At 39.5% G+C, this 17,375-nt stretch carries 17 protein-coding genes; 1 reads left to right on the plus strand and 16 read right to left on the minus strand.

The window, feature by feature from the left end; genetic code table 11:
- Nucleotides 1-131: 131 nt before the first annotated feature.
- Together istB and istA are read right to left on the minus strand one after the other, a co-directional pair.
- Nucleotides 132-869: an IS21-like element helper ATPase IstB gene (gene istB / locus SATMO3_RS17685; RefSeq protein ID WP_371371064.1), complete on the minus strand. Its 738-nt coding sequence runs from the start codon at nucleotides 867-869 to the stop codon at nucleotides 132-134.
- Nucleotides 866-2,374: an IS21 family transposase gene (istA, locus tag SATMO3_RS17690; RefSeq protein WP_371371065.1), complete on the minus strand. Its 1,509-nt coding sequence runs from the start codon at nucleotides 2,372-2,374 to the stop codon at nucleotides 866-868. The genes istB and istA overlap by 4 nt, the downstream gene beginning before the upstream one ends.
- A 159-nt stretch (nucleotides 2,375-2,533) precedes the next feature.
- Here istA and SATMO3_RS17695 point away from each other — a divergent pair, with 159 nt between their 5' ends.
- A complete protein-coding gene (locus SATMO3_RS17695) occupies nucleotides 2,534-2,962 on the plus strand; it encodes an ATP-binding protein (protein ID WP_371371066.1) in 429 nt (142 codons plus the stop codon).
- A gap of 810 nt (nucleotides 2,963-3,772) precedes the next feature.
- Here the strand turns inward: SATMO3_RS17695 and SATMO3_RS17700 are convergent.
- The 14 genes from SATMO3_RS17700 to SATMO3_RS17765 form a co-directional block, all read right to left on the minus strand.
- Nucleotides 3,773-3,991: a hypothetical protein gene (locus SATMO3_RS17700; RefSeq protein ID WP_371371067.1), complete on the minus strand. Its 219-nt coding sequence runs from the start codon at nucleotides 3,989-3,991 to the stop codon at nucleotides 3,773-3,775.
- Nucleotides 3,992-4,068: 77 nt separating this feature from the next.
- On the minus strand, nucleotides 4,069-4,230 hold the full coding sequence (locus SATMO3_RS17705; protein ID WP_371371068.1) for an ATP-binding protein: 162 nt from the start codon (nucleotides 4,228-4,230) through the stop codon (nucleotides 4,069-4,071).
- Nucleotides 4,227-4,541 carry an ATP-binding protein gene (locus SATMO3_RS17710; RefSeq protein WP_371371069.1) on the minus strand — a complete coding sequence of 105 codons (315 nt, stop codon included), beginning with the start codon at nucleotides 4,539-4,541 and terminating at the stop codon, nucleotides 4,227-4,229. Before SATMO3_RS17710 ends, SATMO3_RS17705 begins: the two co-directional genes overlap by 4 nt.
- A complete protein-coding gene (locus SATMO3_RS17715) occupies nucleotides 4,465-4,647 on the minus strand; it encodes a hypothetical protein (protein ID WP_371381831.1) in 183 nt (60 codons plus the stop codon). Before SATMO3_RS17715 ends, SATMO3_RS17710 begins: the two co-directional genes overlap by 77 nt.
- Nucleotides 4,644-5,045, minus strand: coding sequence for a hypothetical protein (locus SATMO3_RS17720; protein WP_371371070.1), 402 nt, complete (start codon nucleotides 5,043-5,045; stop codon nucleotides 4,644-4,646). Before SATMO3_RS17720 ends, SATMO3_RS17715 begins: the two co-directional genes overlap by 4 nt.
- Nucleotides 5,046-5,254: 209 nt before the next feature.
- Entirely contained in the window at nucleotides 5,255-6,310 is a 1,056-nt protein-coding gene (locus SATMO3_RS17725; protein WP_371371071.1) for a UvrD-helicase domain-containing protein, read from the minus strand.
- Nucleotides 6,295-7,860, minus strand: coding sequence for an ATP-dependent endonuclease (locus SATMO3_RS17730; RefSeq protein ID WP_371371072.1), 1,566 nt, complete (start codon nucleotides 7,858-7,860; stop codon nucleotides 6,295-6,297). The genes SATMO3_RS17725 and SATMO3_RS17730 overlap by 16 nt, the downstream gene beginning before the upstream one ends.
- Nucleotides 7,861-7,932: 72 nt before the next feature.
- Nucleotides 7,933-8,778: an HNH endonuclease gene (locus SATMO3_RS17735; protein WP_371371073.1), complete on the minus strand. Its 846-nt coding sequence runs from the start codon at nucleotides 8,776-8,778 to the stop codon at nucleotides 7,933-7,935.
- Between the two features lie 3 nt (nucleotides 8,779-8,781).
- Nucleotides 8,782-10,305, minus strand: coding sequence for an AAA family ATPase (locus SATMO3_RS17740; protein ID WP_371371074.1), 1,524 nt, complete (start codon nucleotides 10,303-10,305; stop codon nucleotides 8,782-8,784).
- Nucleotides 10,306-10,777: 472 nt separating this feature from the next.
- Nucleotides 10,778-11,365 carry an AAA family ATPase gene (locus SATMO3_RS17745; protein WP_371371075.1) on the minus strand — a complete coding sequence of 196 codons (588 nt, stop codon included), beginning with the start codon at nucleotides 11,363-11,365 and terminating at the stop codon, nucleotides 10,778-10,780.
- A 449-nt stretch (nucleotides 11,366-11,814) separates the two neighbouring features.
- Nucleotides 11,815-13,173 (minus strand): CitMHS family transporter, encoded by a 1,359-nt coding sequence (locus SATMO3_RS17750; RefSeq protein ID WP_371371076.1) that lies wholly within the window; start codon nucleotides 13,171-13,173, stop codon nucleotides 11,815-11,817.
- A 178-nt stretch (nucleotides 13,174-13,351) separates the two neighbouring features.
- Nucleotides 13,352-14,056: an RraA family protein gene (locus SATMO3_RS17755; protein WP_371371077.1), complete on the minus strand. Its 705-nt coding sequence runs from the start codon at nucleotides 14,054-14,056 to the stop codon at nucleotides 13,352-13,354.
- A gap of 22 nt (nucleotides 14,057-14,078) precedes the next feature.
- A complete protein-coding gene (locus tag SATMO3_RS17760; RefSeq protein ID WP_371371078.1) occupies nucleotides 14,079-14,960 on the minus strand; it encodes a DUF1932 domain-containing protein in 882 nt (293 codons plus the stop codon).
- A 287-nt stretch (nucleotides 14,961-15,247) separates the two neighbouring features.
- A complete protein-coding gene (locus tag SATMO3_RS17765) occupies nucleotides 15,248-17,185 on the minus strand; it encodes a sigma 54-interacting transcriptional regulator (RefSeq protein WP_371371079.1) in 1,938 nt (645 codons plus the stop codon).
- Nucleotides 17,186-17,375 lie beyond the last annotated feature (190 nt).

Raw genomic sequence — 17,375 nt, forward strand, 5'->3', positions numbered from 1 at the left:
CAACCGATATATTAGCGAAATATTACCCAAGCAATTAAAATTACCACAGGCATGTTGATCAAAGGATTCGTGAATGGGGTGTAAGCAGTCAATCAAAATGCAGAGTTTTCCGCCACAAAGTGCAGAGTTTTTCAAGTAATACTTTTGCGGTGCTTTAAGCGATAACTGTCACCAGTCATATTGATAATCTCGCAGTGGTGGATTAGGCGGTCAAGAATGGCTGTTGTAATCGTTGCATCGCCAAGGAACTCAGCCCACTCGTCGAACCCTTTGTTTGATGTAATAATCATCGAAGTACGCTCGGCCATAGAAGACACAAAGCTAAAGAATAAATTAGCCTCTGCCGGGGAGAGTGGCATAAACCCAACTTCGTCAACAATCACCAGAGCAGCCTTACTTAAATATCTGAGTCGACGTTTGCTGGCTCTGGAAATTTCGGACGTTTTTAGAATCTTCATAAGGGTATCCAAGGTTTCAAACGCCACTGCATAACCCAAGTTCAGCCCCTTCACCGCCAGGGACAAAGCAAGATGGGTTTTACCAACGCCGGGAGGCCCCAACAAGCAAACATTGTATGCTTGTTCAACCCACGTCATATCACTTAGCCGCAACATCTGTTCCTTGGAAACACTGCGTTGAAAACCGAAATCAAAAGAATCCATGGTTTTCTCAGCAGGCAGGCTTGCTCTGCGGCGGCGTAGCAGATTCTGTTTTTGTACTCGAAGCCGTTGCTGTTCCAGTAAAAACAGTTCTACACTCTCCACGGGTGTTAGTGAATTTTTACCTGCAAAAAGTGCTTCAAAATCCACGGGAGTCATGCGTAAATCAGAAAGTAGTCCAGTTACCCGGTCAATTGGCCGCATCATCATCGGTCACCACTTTCCTTGGCATAGACATCAAGCGAGCGCTTTTGCGTTGTCACATGATACTTTGCATTGCTCATCGGAAGGGGCAACTCTGGCGGCTGGGGTTGTTTAAAGGCATTGTGTTCCAGATAGTCTTTTATGTAATTCGCGCTGTAAAGGTTACTGTACTGGCAAAAACCTACAGCTTCCAGGACAGCGTCTACAGCATATTGGTCGCAGAGCGTATGGATCAGCTTAAATTGATCTCTGGCATACCGGGATTTCTCTGTACGGATCGTTTGGAGAAAGTCATCCGCCTTGGCAAGAAGAAGCGTACCCAGTGCAACCTGCATCTGGTTCAGAGAGCTGGTTCTGTCGCGCTGGTGGCTTCTGCTTTGGATGAGCAGACCCCGACCGTTGGAAATGCGATGTTGGCAAATGCGATCGCCAAATACAGTCTGAATGTATAAAATGCCATCTTTGGGCACAATACAAACCTCTTTTTGCGCATTGTAAGTGCCAAGTGGAACGGAATAACGGTTGCTGTCATAAATAACGGTATTGTCCTTGCGGACAGTTCTACATAGGTGAGCGCCGTTATTTTCTGCGCAATCGACCAGCGGCCGTAAGTATTCCCGTTCTTCGGCAAATACTTCGGCAGGCACACGCTTTGTTGTTCCGTGAATTTTTGCGTTTGCGGTACGCTCCAACCAATCCAGGCAGCTGCTGTTTAGAATATCATCATCCACGTAAAGCCGGTTTTCCAGAAAATTGCCTTTCACATATTTCACGGTGCTTTCCACCTTCCCCTTGCTTTCAGGGTCAGCACCACGGCACATATAAATACTCAGTTTGCACTCCTGCCGAAGTTTTTCAAATTCATAAGTATGTATGATATCACCGGCATTTTCTGCCACGCAAACGATACTATCCTGGTCAAAAACCATCTCTTGCGGCATTCCGCCCATATACCTGAAGCATTGGTGACATACTCGCACCAAATCCGAAGCGGTGTAGGGGCGGCTCTGTAATTCGGCATATTTAAAACGGGAATGTGCCAGAACAAAAGCTGCAGCATAGACCTTGATGCGGCCACCGTCTACATTTTTCAGCCACTTCTCGCCAAAGTCTACTTGCAATTGCTGCCCCATTGGCAATTCAGGAACAGCTGCATAATCTCGTTGATTGAGTGCTTTGCGCAGATCATACTCATTCCGCAGGTTCTTTACATACCGAGAGACCGTTCGTTCGCTAAAGGTCGCGCTGTAGTGTTCTTTTAACCAATCACAAACCTGTGCTGCGCTAAGCGTAGGATAATCCCGTAGCCAGCTGATGATTGTGTCCTGGTAATCGTCTAGCAGCCTGACCTTGCAGACCGTGGCGACATTAGATTCATACTCATCCACCGTCATATTCCAGTAGCGGTCCACTGTTCTCCAGTTGATGCCAAGACTTTTCGCCACGGTATCTTTTCGGAATCCGCGTTCTTTTAGTTGATGTATTTTGCTATACACAGAATATCCCTTCATTTCTAGCAGCCTCCATACTCAGCGTGCTTCTATTGTATCAGCTGACTGGAAACTGTGTAGTTATTGGCGAAAAACTGTGTGCTTTGTGGCGAGAAAGTTTGTAGTTCTACTGGCTTAAAACTCTGTATTTTAGTTTACCATTTACATGGGGGACGGTATGTGAAAAATGAACGTATTATAAACCTGCTTTACCCTATAATTAGCAACGATTTTTACAGAGGTGGACAGGCTTCAAGTAAGCTTAAAACTGTACTACATCAATTAAAACTTCAACAGCACATCATCAGACGAATTGCTATATGCTCTTACGAAGCAGAGATGAATGTCATCATACATGCATATTACGGTTACATACAAGCGTCGATATATGCTGATCGGACAGAACTCGTCATATCTGATGTGGGACCAGGTATAGCCGATATGGATTTAGTAATGCACTCAGGTTACTCAACCGCACCCGACTATATTCGCATACTTGGTTTTGGCTCGGGGATGGGGCTATCTACAATTGATAAATATGCAAATAAATTCTTCGTACATTCAGTAGTCGGACATGGAACAAAAGCATACATTGTAGTCAATCATTAGCTCTTTTTATTCCTTACTTCGTAAATATACAAAATTCTCTTCCTAGGGGCATAATGTTCGCGTGGCAATTTTATGTCTAAGTTCAAAAAGTATGGTCTTTTCCGGATCTGTATTCGACCGAAGTAACTGCCGAATACGTGATTGCCGTGCAGTTTGGTGATGAATGGACTGCACAAATTTTACTAGAATCATTTTGACATCTGAAATGCCAACAACTCCCCTTAGTTCAGTTACAATCTCTATAAATTTGGCTACTGATACTGTTTCGTTAGATGCATCAGCAGCATGGACTCCAAGTACTGTAAATCCGACAATAACATTTACAATCACACGAAACGGTAGCACAGTAATAGCGACTGCAAGCGATACACCCGTTTTTGCTAATAGTCCGATTACCACTGGCTTTTACTGCCTGTGACGAAACACCCCTTACAGGGCTTCATACTTACATTCTAACTGTAACAGAGAATTCTCTTTCAGGTGGTCAAACAATCACCATAAATCGCGGCACACTAAAAGCTGCAGATACAAGTGCATAATAGGCGGGGCTGTGGATCTAGTTCGTTAAAAATCCACAGCCTTTTTTATGTCTAATTTATTCTCTTATTTGATTGTTATTGTCTGAAACAATCAAATAAGAGGCAATAATAGTTAGAGTGCCATTCGTTATACCGTACATTGATAATCCCCTCCCTGCATTTCTTTGATATTGATTAACTTTTATAATATTAACTAAGTTTACTATACTCTTACCATTATCCATAAATCAATACCATAGAAATTAAGAACAGAAAATTCACCAATTGAGTTTCAGAAGATGTTAGTGTCAAGGCCGGTTGAAAATTGAGACCATTTTGAGCCACCTTTATATGTTCTTTGAATAGCCGGTCGAAATTTGAGCCACCTAATCACGGTTGAGTTCTGTCGCCTCGAACGAACTGCCGGCGATTGATATAAGCCGGCTGCTTTGCGTTCTTTTATCCGATAACTGTCTCCTCTTATGTTGACAACGTAGGCGTGGTGTAGCATTCGATCTAAGGTAGCTCCAGTAATCACCGGATCGCCTAATACTTCGCCTCATGCCCCGAATGCTTTGTTAGATGTAATTATGATCTGCTTCGTTCGTAACGAGCAGTAATTAACTGAAAGAATAGCTTAGCCGCTGCCGGCGCAAATGGTTGATAGCCCATTTCATCAATGATGAGAACCTTGGGACTTAGATATCGCCGCATTCGCCTTCGTAGTCGATCTTCCTGGTATCCAGTCATAATTCCTGTACCTTCTTGCCAGTGCTCGTAAAGTACACGGAATAGCCTTGCTCTATAGCGAGTAATCCTAAGGCAACGGCTAGGTGGCTTTTTCCCATACCCGGTGGACCCCGGAAAAAAATATTGGCTGCTTCTTGTATGAACGATAGACTAGCTAATTCTCGAATCTGTCGGTCATCAATGCTTGGCTGAAGACTAAAGTCAAAGTCCTCTAAGCGCTTTCGAAACGGTAGGTTAACTTCGAGTATCCATATACCTTGCTCGCCGTTCAGTCTGTTCTGTACCAAGTAAATCAGCCAGAAATTCAACATAAGTAATTTGGCCGGTTACCGCGTCAGAATGGATTCGCTCCAACTCCTCCGCTACAGACGGTAGTCCTAACTGAGCCAGCATTTCCTTAATATCTGACGGGATCATGAACAATCACCCCCAGCCAGGAGCTCATATTCACTGAGTGACCTAACGGCAACAGCCGGTTCCGTAATTTGCTGGGCAAAAGGTTCTCTCAACCTTTTAGTGACAGAACTGGCGGCTAAACCGGTCCATTGACCTACTAAATGGCAGAGTCGTTGCCCCGGTAGTGCCTGAGGATGACGAGCCAGCAACTCCCCATTATGAAATATCTCAATCGCTAATCCCTCTTGGCGTATTTCAACTACCTGCCCACATAAAATCCTGGGAACACTATACCGTATACCATCATAGGCTACGTACCCATCGCGGTATACCTTGGAGCGCACCGTTAAGAGAGCACGATAAAGTACGGGATCCGGTTTTGCCATATCATTAACAATGGCGATTATTATATGAATCAAAAACACTTCGAGAATAGGCTACTACTACCTAAAAATGCGGTAACCCTGCCTCCCTCTGACACTTATCATCAATTCGATCAAGTAAGGCAACAAAACGAACAGTCCTTATACCGCCAAGGTGTTTGCAGCCAGCATAGCAGGAAAATGTGTAACCTATGAAACCTCGTAGCATCTGTTAATAGGCTAAATATTGCATCACGGAGCCATCCTCACGAGTCTCCGAGTCTTACGCCATGATCTATGAAGCACTTAAGAGAAGTTTCGGGAATAAAATAAAGATTTCCTCTTGCTCTTGTACATGCTACATAAAACTTATTCTTTGTTTTCTCATTCATCTCAGATAGCCTATTTTTCTTGAATAAATCATAAGTTGATTTATTTAGAACTACACAAACGTCTTGATAACTGTCTATTCCCTTCGACGCGCCCCAATTCTCCGAGAAGCAAGGGTACTTGTGGTGATTCTGATAAAACAATTTAACAATGTCATTGCATAAAAAGAGTTGGTTCACTAGATCCAGATTATCGACCAACTCAACCTTTGTATCCTCTTTTCTGTGTGAAGATATAGATATATTAAAACTGACCTCAATGAATTTGCAAACGGAAGGGCTACACCTGTAACTGTTGCTTAAAGTACAACAATCAAAGCTAATGCCTTTTGGCACCAATCTTTTTTTATATTTACCGAGATTTGAATAGAGAGTACTGTTCACATTACCATCATTGCTAGTTTCAAAAGTGTGTTGATAGAAATCTCCTACAAGACATATCCTCACATTTGCATTGGCAATGTTCATTAATAAATTGAAATCATGTCCGCCAAAATCTTGGACTTCATCAATGAACAAATAATCAAAATATTTCTCAATTCTCTGATTGATTTTCTCATATGAACTGGTTGCTTCTAAAAGCTTTGCAATGCGGTTATGATACAGTCTTCGACCGTTATCCATGTAGAACTTAGGGTTGTTCCTTTTAAGTTTTAACGTGAATGACGGTGGAATATCCCAATTAATTCCTTTAGCTGAGAATCTAAAATATAAATATGGCTTATAACAAAAACTATACACAAAGTCAAAATAAGTATAAATTTGAATAGTGTCAGGAATGAATCCAAACTTATTAATTACCTTTTTTCTTAAGTTTACATAATTGTTTTTTGTATAAGTAATTAGCAAAGCTCGTTCTGTATTGTTAAGTTGGTCTATAATAAAACTCGTTTTTCCTGATCCTGCTACGGATAAAATTATCCGTTTATCCATAATATTGCCTCCTGAATATACTCAGGAACGATAATTTCGTTAGATTTTTCTTTAAGAAGTTGATATGCGGTTTCAGTTTTATTGTTGAGCATATAGTCCTGAACAGTTAGTGTTCTTCGTCCACTGGCAAATAATTTGTTGCAGATCTCTGTGTTTAGTACAAAAATAGAGACTTCAAATGTCTTAAATGTATTGTCTGATTCGTAGAACAGCTTCATATTTGGTCCTTGATAATCTGAGTAAGACTCAACACAGTTTGCTTGAACATTGCCATCATTGTCTCGAACGACAGCGGTTTTTATGTTTAAAAGCTTTGAAATATCTAAATATCGTTTAAAGCTTGTTCCGCCAACCGAGATGATATGTACCCCAGAGTTGGCTAACTCATTACCTGTAATTCTCTTGAAAAAGGCATCCATCAATATATATTCTGCATCGCCCTCTACCAATAAGACTTTGCTCGATAGAACGAATTCTAAGATGTTGTTATTGGGGGCTTTAATAAAGAATTCTGCGGTTACAGAAGGAAGTGAGGCTAATTTAATCGGTACATCTGAAGCGCTGTTAATAATGATCGTTTTCCTCAAATCAAGCCTTGAGCATATTAGACTATTGTGCGTGGTTATAAATACTTGTTTATTGTCGCTATTCGCGATATGGTTTATGAGGAGCTTCATATTAATGTGACTTAAGTGATTTTCAGGTTCTTCAAGAAGAAGAACCTCAATGTCATTTCCGCTTGTGGTACGTTGGAGTGCAAACTCAGTTTTTACAAAGCACTGTCGCCCTTTACCTTTGTTCTCTATAGGTATATCACCTTCATTTATTGTGAGATCACTAATTAGATTCGATTTCGTGTCAGTACGTATATCAAATTCATAGCTTCCTAAGCGATCGTTCAAAGAAACCAAAATTCCAGACTTATAATTTGCTTTTGATTTCCTGTATTCATTTGAATGATAGGCTTTTTCTAAGTTGTTCACACTTTTATAATACACTGCCTTAATGTACTCCTTTGTGGCATAATCGCCGTTAACAGAAGAGTTATCAATAAGAATGTGTTTTAAAAATTTGCGATACCCGGTGTAGTATTCGCCCGAAAAAGATATGAATCGAATTGTATAATATTCATAGGGAAAACAGCAGTCATCAGAATCTAAAACATCCTTAATCTCATTACTATATTCATCTGAGGGTTCAAAAATTAAGCTAATACCGTCACACTCAACGTTATCTGAGTTATTTTCCCCATTACAAAGAGGAGAATTCATTTCTGAAAAATATAGTTCAATGACCATTCTTGGTAATAAATCAATCCGTTTTTCTCCACACATGAATTCTTTAACTGCATCGATGTTTAATAATTTGTCTATCCCTTGCGTTTCAACTTTGCTTCGACTACCACTCAAAGCAATATCAATTGCTTGAATTATTGTGCTTTTGCCAGCCTCATTATCACCTATAATAATATTCATCGTCGGGTCTAGCGTTACTGAAAACTCTTTGAAACGCTTGAAATTGAATAACTTAATTTTGCGTATATATTTCATCGCCTAATGCCCCCGCTCATCTATGCTCATAAACCTAGCTGCAAACCCACTCCTCACCTCATTCGCCTTAAATCATTGTTTTTCAATCCATTCCTCACAAAACCACTTACTTTTATATAAAGCTCTATACATTGCTGTTTTCCAGGAGTTCAAATGAACCTCTTTATTACTTTCGTAATACTCCTTTAGTTGGTCACTCACACCGTTTGAGCCAGTCCTTTTATAAAGTTTTGTTAATAAGCCTTTTAAACTGCTTATTTCTTCCGCAGAATGGGAACCATAGAGAGCTTTTAATTTGAACATACTAAAATGATTCTTAACTCTTTGATACATAGTATCTGTCCATGATTCAGGCTTTTGAACGTAAAATGTGAATGCAACTTCATTCTCTTCAATTATTTTTGCATATAACCAAACATCACTTTCAATGTCATCGAAGTATGGATGAACAGTTTCTTGTGCACTATTTTCAAACTCTTTTTCGCCTTTATCTTTATTACAATCCTTGCACGCTGGTACTAAATTCGAAGGAGTAACTGCTAATGTTGGATATTTCTTTTTAGGGAGGTAGTGGTCTAATGTAGATACTACTCTTTGTCCACACAAAGGACATATCCCATTTTTAGGTAATGCCATATATGTATCATAATACTTTCGACCTGGTGCAGATTTTTTAGCCATTTTATCGGTATAAACTTTGCACATCTCATCTTTTGTTACAATACCAGCAATGGTATTCATTTTTCGTATAGTATGGAGCTGATTGGTTTCAACTTTAATTTCAAATTCTTCTGTAGCACAAGAAATTTCACTAATACATGACTGTAATTTTTTCTTGAAATCACTACTCTCAATATTACTAATGCAATCTAGAAAAACATCTTCCACCCTATCTGTGGGTTTCTTCAGTTTTCTCATAGTTTAATCCTCCTGCGTTTTAGCTGCAAGAAGTGCTTTTACTATGGCTCTTGCTTCCATGCCCAACTCGTAATTGAAATGGCTAAGTATTCCATCATAACTATCATATTTGTCTACTGCATCATTTAAAAGCTTATGAAATCCCGAATAAGTAACTTCTAAACCAAATACCTCACTTGTTAAAGCACTAATATTCTCGCCAAATGACTCAATATCAAGCCTTTCAGCAATAGCTTGTATACCTGCTCTTCTTAATTTCCAAACACAACTTTTAGGTACTTCTTGTAATATTACCGGCGAATGTGTTGCAATAATTGCGACACCATTTCTATTTACAAGCAAATCAGAAAGGGCTCTTATAAATGCTGATAGCAGCGGTGGATGAAGGTGTCCTTCTGGTTCATCTAGAAATACTAAGGACTTTTCTTCAACAGTTTCTACTAATTTAGTAAGTGTTAATATAATTATTTTGTGTCCTGAACTTAGCCTTTTAAATATAGAATTTGCTTTGCTTACAAATTTTGATTCCGGTCTTTGAACTGCATCATATTTGAATTCAGTTAGTTCTTTAACACCTGACTCATTAAAAATCGGATCTGATTCTAATATTGTAATTGCGTTTTCTAATAACTTCCGTTTTGCGCCAGATAAACAGAATTTTAAACTATCTACAAATTCTTTAGTTAATTGATCTAATCCCCCTAACAATTGATTGTTGGAACGTGGCAGTCCTATATGAACATATGGAATAATCTCATGACTAGGGTTGTTATGGGGAAATTCATCAAACGCACTAAATGCAATGCATATTATGTTTGCAAAAAGATTATTAGCAGGTTCATCGGCAGAAAAGAATCCGATATTAGTGCTATCATCTTTACCATTAGTAATTGCTGCAATCATATTCTTAATTAGACGAGTCTTTCCTACACCGTTACGACCAATCAATACATGTATATTAGTTGGAGGATTAGACTCTGGTATAACCTCAAATAAAAACGTCATTGGATCTAATTGTGTATTAAATTCCCTCGGAGCCATGTATGTAAACTCGTATTTTGTTAATCTTGCACCTCCATTTGCAATCCTATTAAATTGTTTTCGTACCGTAGTCGAAGAAATGTCACGTAAAAGAGATTGTTTCGTCACATTCTCATAAATTGCCTTTCCAAACAATTCTTCATTGAAGGCTATGTCGTTTAAAGCTTGCAAAAATTCTTCTCTAATTTGCCCTGATATTTTATTAAGATTTTCATAATAATAGTCATCTTGTCCTAATGAAAAGAATCTTTCATCTAATTGTTCAAAGCTGATTGGAAGATCTGGTCTAGCTTGCCCCTTCTGCATTGAAAATTCACCAATTTTTACACTTCCTATGTGATGAAGACTTCCATAATCATCAATATAAACGAGAGTATACATCGTTCTAAACTCCCACCAGTCATTCCAGTTGTCAACAATTAAATACGCAATATTCTTATATAATGAACTAGGTTTATAGCCATTGTCTTTAACTTCAAATAACATGCTTCCTCCATTTTTACAAATATTTTACTCAAGCTTGAACGATTACAAATATAGGACGGTTCCACTTGTTTCTCCTGCTTTTTCTTTCATATCCGAAGCGGTACTATCAAATTGTTTCCATACGTCATACTTATTTACCATAAAAATACAAAATCCTGCAAACATAAATATTTGCAGGATTAATATCTATCATTTCACAATTAGCTTTAAATTCCTGTACTCATTCCTTTACGCAAATACCTAATTATTTCGTGTAAAGGTATAATTTCGTGTAAGGGCGCACCCCCAACATATGTTCGCCCCTTTTACTACGCCCATGAGAACATAAAAACACACGTTTAAAATTACACGCAACTCGTAAACCTTTACTATTCCTGGGGTTTTCGTTCTATTAACGCAACTGACTCAACGTGTAACGTGTTGGGAAACATATTTTTCATACTTTGGTTAGTCTTAAAAAGAAATATCAGGTTTAAATACTGATTTGCTTCCACGGTTTCACCATGCAATCGATAGCCTCTTTGCCAAAATCTTTTTCTCCGCCTCTGGCAAGAGAGTAGGCTTCATCAATAAAAAGTATTCCGCCATAGGCTTTTTTTAATTGCTCTCGCGTCTTCTGGGCTGTGTGCCCTATATACTCCCCCACTAAATCGGCGCGTTCCACTTCAATAAGGTGTCCCCGTGATAAAACACCCATCTCGCGAAATACCCGGCCCATAATTCTGGCAACCGTTGTTTTGCCTGTCCCCGGATTTCCTTTAAAAATCATATGTAGTACCATTGGCTCGGTATTGAGACGTTCTTTTTCCCGGCGCTTTTGAATTTCGATAAAAGCATATATCTCTCTGACTAGCTTTTTTACTTCGGAAAGACCAATTAGAGTGTCAAGTTCACGGAGAATAGTTTCGATTCGTTCTTCCACATTAGACTGCCCACCGGTCAAATCCTGGCGGCTACTGACAGTTTGATCCAGCTCACGGAATTTTTTAAATGCTTCTAAAGGAGATATTTTGCCTGACTCTATTGCAGTTAAAACATCATCAGGCCACAGGTAAGCCATAATCTCACCTCACCGCAGTCTTTGTGATATATAGTATATACACCAAGCGGCCAATGGTGCTAATGGCTATCGTACTTATTTTCCGGGACCAGGAAGACAAGTTCAGGCGCAAACGGAAGCGTTCCATATTGATATTAACCCCTGGGGTTATGCATAGCATCCTCGGAGTTAGCAGTTGAGCAGATATCTTTTAAATACCAATATTCCTTCAATGATAAAAACAAAACTCGAAAAGCAACGGTTCATTACCGGTTTAGTAAAGCAGCTTCCGGTAATTGCTCGAAAAGTACCTTAGAAACAGCATGCGGGATGGATATCAGGATAAATAAAAACCGCCTGTCAAGGCGGCTCTCATAAAATCTGATATTTCACTGAGATATAAGGCAACCATTAGCCCCATGTCTATGCTTTAAGCTCAGTTTTACACCTAGGCTGAAATTTTTGTATCGTTATAAAGGTAACTGTCCGGTTAAAACAGCAACAATGATAAAAATAAAGAACATAGGTATAGACCACTTGAAGAATTCTTTTTGATAGTCGCCAAAGCTCATTTCAGTTCTATCCATTAACAAAAATAACCATGGAACGGTGGGACTTGCGTAACGAAGGGCCTGCCCCATAAAAGATGCTATACCAATTTCATTAGGAGATATGCCAAATTGGTAGGCAAGCGGAGCAATGACCGGTAGTATACCAAAATAGTAGGCATCTACAGGCAGCGCATAACAGGCGATCGCCCCCAGAAAAGCAAATATAAGCGCAGTATGACTTCCTAAAGATTCGGGGATTAAACTTGCTATATGGGTTGCTATTGCTTGTGCCATTCCACTGCCATTTAAGATGCCCAGAAAGCACCCGGCGGCTATGATGATTGAGGTGACGGCAATCGCTTCCCCACCGTTTGCCGTAATGCGTTCACGCTGTTCTTTTGCATCATAGTTAATTGCCAGTGCAATAGCCGTACCAATTAAGAAAACAAACGCACCGCTGATCCAACCTAAAATTAGAATGGTTAGCATGGCAATCGTCAAAATAAGATTAAATATAAATTTTCCCGGTCTCTTCAACTCTTTATCATTATTTTCAATAACAGCTACCATTTCAGCTATTTGCTCTGCGGATACTATCGCCTTTTCTCCAGGCATATAGCCCAGCCTTTTTCTTTCATTCTTACCCATAATATATGCTATAAAAAATACATATATAAATGAAACTGCAAGAATAGGCAGCATAGCCACAAACAGGTCGTTAACCTCTAAATTCAGTACTGCTGCTGCACGGGCTAACGGTCCACCCCACGGTAAGCAATTGCCTAGACCCGTAGGAAGAATAATTAACATAGCCAGATTGGACAGTTTCATTCCCATTCGCTTAAACAAAGGTACAAAAGCAGCGGTGATAATTAAAATTGTTGTAGTACCATCTCCGTCCAAAGTAACAACACTTGCAGTAAATGCCGTTACCATAATGATTTTCAAAGGATCACCCTTTGCTTTTTTTATTAAGTATTTGCAAAGAGGATCAAACAAGCCAACATTCATCATCAGGCTAAAGTAAAGAATAGCAAACAATATCATTATAGTGGTGTTCATTGTCCCTAGCTTTACCTTGCCCTTTGCGTCAACCGTATAAAACAAGCCTTCGCGAATCCAAGTAAGAATCTTTTCTACGGGAATACCGTTTACCACACAGGCAAGGATTCCGGCCGTCAAAGAAACTACGATTAAACCGGTAAAGGGTGTCATTTTTTTCTTAATAACCAAAACTAGAAATACAGCAATTAATAAATAGCCTAGAACTGTTAGCATTTTCCCCTTCTCCTTGTATTATAATATTCATCCCTGGCAAAGTAATAAAACCAAATGTGAATACTTAAATTGTCCATCTTGGGATAACCTCCTATGTTCTTTGATACTGGCTACACCACCAGTATCATACCAAACATAGGAGGTTTTTTACTTCACTTACAACACTTCGCCTATTTACTTATTTTTTATTTATCATGTCCGTAACCCATGCCGGAGCCAGCTCAGGAAGCGATTCGTTCCTATTTTTATATTTAATGTATTCTGCGATTGTTGCTCTTCGTTTTTCTTCATAAGCGTCTTTTTTCTCAGCGGCTTCTAACACTTCTTCGATACGATCGCGGGGTATAACAGTGACGCCATCATAATCTCCGAGGATTAAATCACCCGGCTTCACTTTCACCCCTGCACAAGTTACTACTGTGTTAATTTCACCCGGTCCTCTTTTGGCTGGACTTCTTTGCATAATTCCTTTGGCATATATCGGAATAGAAAGGCTTGCTAATCCTTCCTTGTCACGAACATATCCATCAATGATAATTCCGTTCAATCCGACAGCTTCCGCTGCGCTGCCCATTAAATCGCCCATATAGCATCTTTCGGTATATCCCTTGCCGGCAACAACCAATACATACCCAGGTTTTCCTTGATATATAGCAACGTGAATCGGAAAATTATCGCCGTCTTCCGTATCTACCGTGCAAGCAGTTCCTATTAAAACTTTACTGTCATCTAGCGGCATCAGGCCCGCGTCCATACACCCATTGCGTTCTATTCCCAAAGACTCCATGCCATCGCAAAGCTGTGCAGGACTTAATTTCTTCACCCTGTCGATCAAAGCTTGTGGAATTAACTCCGTAAGATCGTTATAGTTGACTTTACTCATTACAAAACACTCCTCTGTATAATTATTTGTCTATAAAGAATTGCATAGCGTCTCTATAATTCAGCTTATCGCCATTCGGACCAAGTTTGTCAGCCCAGTTCTTTTCAGCTAGTTGATTCAGTTTCTTAACAGTTGCCCTAGACATTGCAGCATCAACACCTAAGCTTTCCAGTGTTGTAACTACATCTTGCATCTCTGCGCTGCGGCGGGATGCATGTATCATGGTGCGGGCGATGAAAGTATCGGCTAATTGTTCCACCATTTTGCCGTTAAGAGAACCAGACAGAGAACCCACCAGGGTATCCAGCACACCATATTTCTGGGCTGCTTCAAACGATTCAAACATTAACTGGGGTATCCCTTTCATGATTACGCTTTTAAACATTTTAATTGCAGAAGCTCCTCCGGCCTCTGCGTCAAGCACTGTCAGATTCATGCCATATTGTGCAAATACCGTTTCGAACTTCTCGGCCCCGTCACCAGCCAAAATCATTGGCACCTTGTGCCTGTTGCCCGGTACTGTGCCCATAACAGCGGCATCACAAAACGCGACACCATCTACATGTGGAATTTTGGCAATATCTGCTTTTACTGTTGGCGCAGCTGAGTTCATATCAACATAGACCTGCCCGGCTTTAAGATATGGAATAATTGATTCGGCCACGGTATACGCAACATTCGCGCTAGTCAGGGAGGCGATAAAGTCACCAGCCTGATAGGCACTTTCCAAACTGTTAAACAATATAACACCGACTTCTGCCGCTCTTTTTTGAATTAATCCATTTAGAGCCGGATTCTCAGCATTTATATCATAAGCGCCAATATCCGTAAGACCTTCTGCTTTTAGGCCGCTGGCAATATTATAAGCGGCTTCTCCAAAACCAATTAACACTAGTCGCATCATTTATTCCTCCTTGTATTTTATACCTCACATCCATATTTAAAGCAAAAAGTATGCCAATTCAATTCAAAAGAGCTGATCTTATTTAAAAATCAGCTCTTTTAGTTAGAAACCAGCATACTTTAGTCATTTTACCCGCTATCAGTTTTAGAAAAATTATATTTTTTTCAAAAAGTCGGGCAATCGACGAATTGCAAATCATTTCAGTTTCTTTCACAAGATACTGCTAATGAAGGAAATTGAAATACTCCTGACTTTGCATTCGATTCGCGTCAAATAAACAGAAATATCTATTTTTTATATCGTACCAAGTCAAAGCAATGGGGATCAGCCTCCATAAATCGTTTCATTTTTCTCCAAAGAGTTGTGGTACTGATACCGAGATATTTCGCAGCCTTCTCCCTATTGCCATTCACTTTACATAAAACTTGAAAAATGAATTCTTTTTCAGTCAAGCTTTTGGCACCTGTTTGCACTATTACACCCGGTAGTGCTTCATCATCTTGAAATGAAATATCATCAGCGGCTTCTTCCACCAGTTGTTTATCAATTATGCCATGATCGCACATCACGGCTAACCTTTCAACAATGTTGCTCAGTTGCCGGATATTTCCCCTCCACTCAAATGCCGCCAGCAATTCCAAAGCCTCCTCCGTAATATCACAGTTGTGCAAATTTGAATTCTTCAAGAAATGGCGTACGAGTTCGGGTATATCCTCGCTACGCTCATGAAGCGAAGGAATACGCAATTTCAACACACAAATCCGATAGAAGAAATCTTCCCGGAATGTCCCTTTTTTTACTAATTCCATTAAATTTCTGTTGGCCGCGGTAATAATCCGAATATCTACCGGTGTAAGCTTGTCATCGCCAATACGAACTACCTTTCTCTCCTGTATAACGCGCAGCAGCTTTAATTGTACATCCAATGAGGTCTCGCTGATTTCATCCAAAAATATAGTTCCACTATGAGCCAGCTCAAATATTCCCGCTTTTCCCTCATTCAGCGCTCCTGTAAAGGCCCCTTTAACATATCCAAACAATTCACTTTCCAAAACACCAGGGGGAAACGCTGCACAATTAATTGCCACAAAAGGAGCATGGCGGCGGCAGGATGCATTGTGGATACTCTGAGCAAACAATTCTTTTCCTGTTCCCGTACTGCCAACAATCATAATCGTACTGTCCACAGATGCATATTTGAGCGCAAGTTTTTTGGCTGAATGGATGGCCGGGCTAGACCCTATAATGTCAGCAAAGGTTTTCTCGGCATAATGTTTTTGTGCAAGCGCTCTTCGCATCTTGTGTTCTATATTTTGAATTTCTGTTTGTTTCTGCAAAGTTGCCACTGCACCTATGACTTGCTGGTCTAACTTAATAGGATCAATACTAATGATAAGCGAATGTTTCTTTATTGTTAGCAGAGCACCGCGTATAGCCTCGCCATTTGCAAGAACATCAGAAAAATAACTCTTCTTTATAATGGTATCAATGGGTTGTCCACAACATAAGGGTTCTAAATATTTCCCCGCTTCACCATTCATATTGGTAACTATTCCGTTATAATCAACGCTAATAATCCCTTCTGACACACAGTTCAAAATTGCTCGTGTTAATTCATATCGGCTTTGCAACTCCAAACTCTTTCTACTTTTTTCCTGTTCAAGTTTTAATAAATGGAGAGCTGCATTAATAGCATCATTTACAGAATCGTGATCTGCGGTTGTCATAACATATTGAATATGCCGTTTAGTCACCGCTCTTTCCAACGACAGGCCGCCAATTGCCACTTCAATTCCAAGTGACAGCAATTCATCTAACTTACTCTCTGTAGCTTCTGTGCCTAATAAAGGATTTATCGGAAATATTAATGCGTCTTCTAAAAACGGTTTTGATTTGTTTAATATTTTCATGTATCCTTCCGAGGTGGCCAAAAAAGCTATTTTTTTAGAAATGCGCCAAGCCTTTTGATAGGCAATATGACAATCAAAAAAAGTATGTTGTACTTCGACAATCGGAATATCCAGTTGACTTCGCAGCATTTGCGCCGTATTTCCACGGCTTATGATAACCGCTATACCTTTATGAATAAGTTTCCAGGCAACATCCAGAGCATCTTCCTGCGATGCTTGGCATATCACAAAATCCAAATTTCTTTCATCTACTATTTTTTGTATTATCTGTGTTAATGTACTTGATGGTGAAATAACCCCAATTTTAGATTTCATTATTCGTCTCCTTAGCGAAACTTTACACATATAAAAACAAATTAGAAAAAGAATCCTTAAGCAGATAATCAATAAAACCAGTATCACTCTCATCATAAATGTCAGGTATTGCCACTAGCTGGTCAACAAATCACAATATTTTGAGATACTGTTATAAATCTATAAAATTAATAATACTTTGTTACTTTCA

Origin of the sequence: Sporomusa aerivorans (genome assembly GCF_041428895.1) — a bacterium.
GTDB lineage: Bacteria > Bacillota > Negativicutes > Sporomusales > Sporomusaceae > Sporomusa > Sporomusa aerivorans.

Excerpts from the sequence above, each read along its gene's own strand:
- istB (WP_371371064.1), bottom strand. The coding sequence starts at position 869 with ATGATGATGCGGCCAATTGACCGGGTAACTGGACTACTTTCTGATTTA.
- istA (WP_371371065.1), bottom strand. The coding sequence starts at position 2,374 with ATGAAGGGATATTCTGTGTATAGCAAAATACATCAACTAAAAGAACGC.
- SATMO3_RS17700 (WP_371371067.1), bottom strand. The coding sequence starts at position 3,991 with ATGCTACACCACGCCTACGTTGTCAACATAAGAGGAGACAGTTATCGG.
- SATMO3_RS17705 (WP_371371068.1), bottom strand. The coding sequence starts at position 4,230 with ATGACTGGATACCAGGAAGATCGACTACGAAGGCGAATGCGGCGATAT.
- SATMO3_RS17710 (WP_371371069.1), bottom strand. The coding sequence starts at position 4,541 with ATGTTGAATTTCTGGCTGATTTACTTGGTACAGAACAGACTGAACGGC.
- SATMO3_RS17715 (WP_371381831.1), bottom strand. The coding sequence starts at position 4,647 with ATGATCCCGTCAGATATTAAGGAAATGCTGGCTCAGTTAGGACTACCG.
- SATMO3_RS17725 (WP_371371071.1), bottom strand. The coding sequence starts at position 6,310 with ATGGATAAACGGATAATTTTATCCGTAGCAGGATCAGGAAAAACGAGT.
- SATMO3_RS17730 (WP_371371072.1), bottom strand. The coding sequence starts at position 7,860 with ATGAAATATATACGCAAAATTAAGTTATTCAATTTCAAGCGTTTCAAA.
- SATMO3_RS17735 (WP_371371073.1), bottom strand. The coding sequence starts at position 8,778 with ATGAGAAAACTGAAGAAACCCACAGATAGGGTGGAAGATGTTTTTCTA.
- SATMO3_RS17740 (WP_371371074.1), bottom strand. The coding sequence starts at position 10,305 with ATGTTATTTGAAGTTAAAGACAATGGCTATAAACCTAGTTCATTATAT.
- SATMO3_RS17745 (WP_371371075.1), bottom strand. The coding sequence starts at position 11,365 with ATGGCTTACCTGTGGCCTGATGATGTTTTAACTGCAATAGAGTCAGGC.
- SATMO3_RS17750 (WP_371371076.1), bottom strand. The coding sequence starts at position 13,173 with ATGCTAACAGTTCTAGGCTATTTATTAATTGCTGTATTTCTAGTTTTG.
- SATMO3_RS17755 (WP_371371077.1), bottom strand. The coding sequence starts at position 14,056 with ATGAGTAAAGTCAACTATAACGATCTTACGGAGTTAATTCCACAAGCT.
- SATMO3_RS17760 (WP_371371078.1), bottom strand. The coding sequence starts at position 14,960 with ATGATGCGACTAGTGTTAATTGGTTTTGGAGAAGCCGCTTATAATATT.
- SATMO3_RS17765 (WP_371371079.1), bottom strand. The coding sequence starts at position 17,185 with ATGAAATCTAAAATTGGGGTTATTTCACCATCAAGTACATTAACACAG.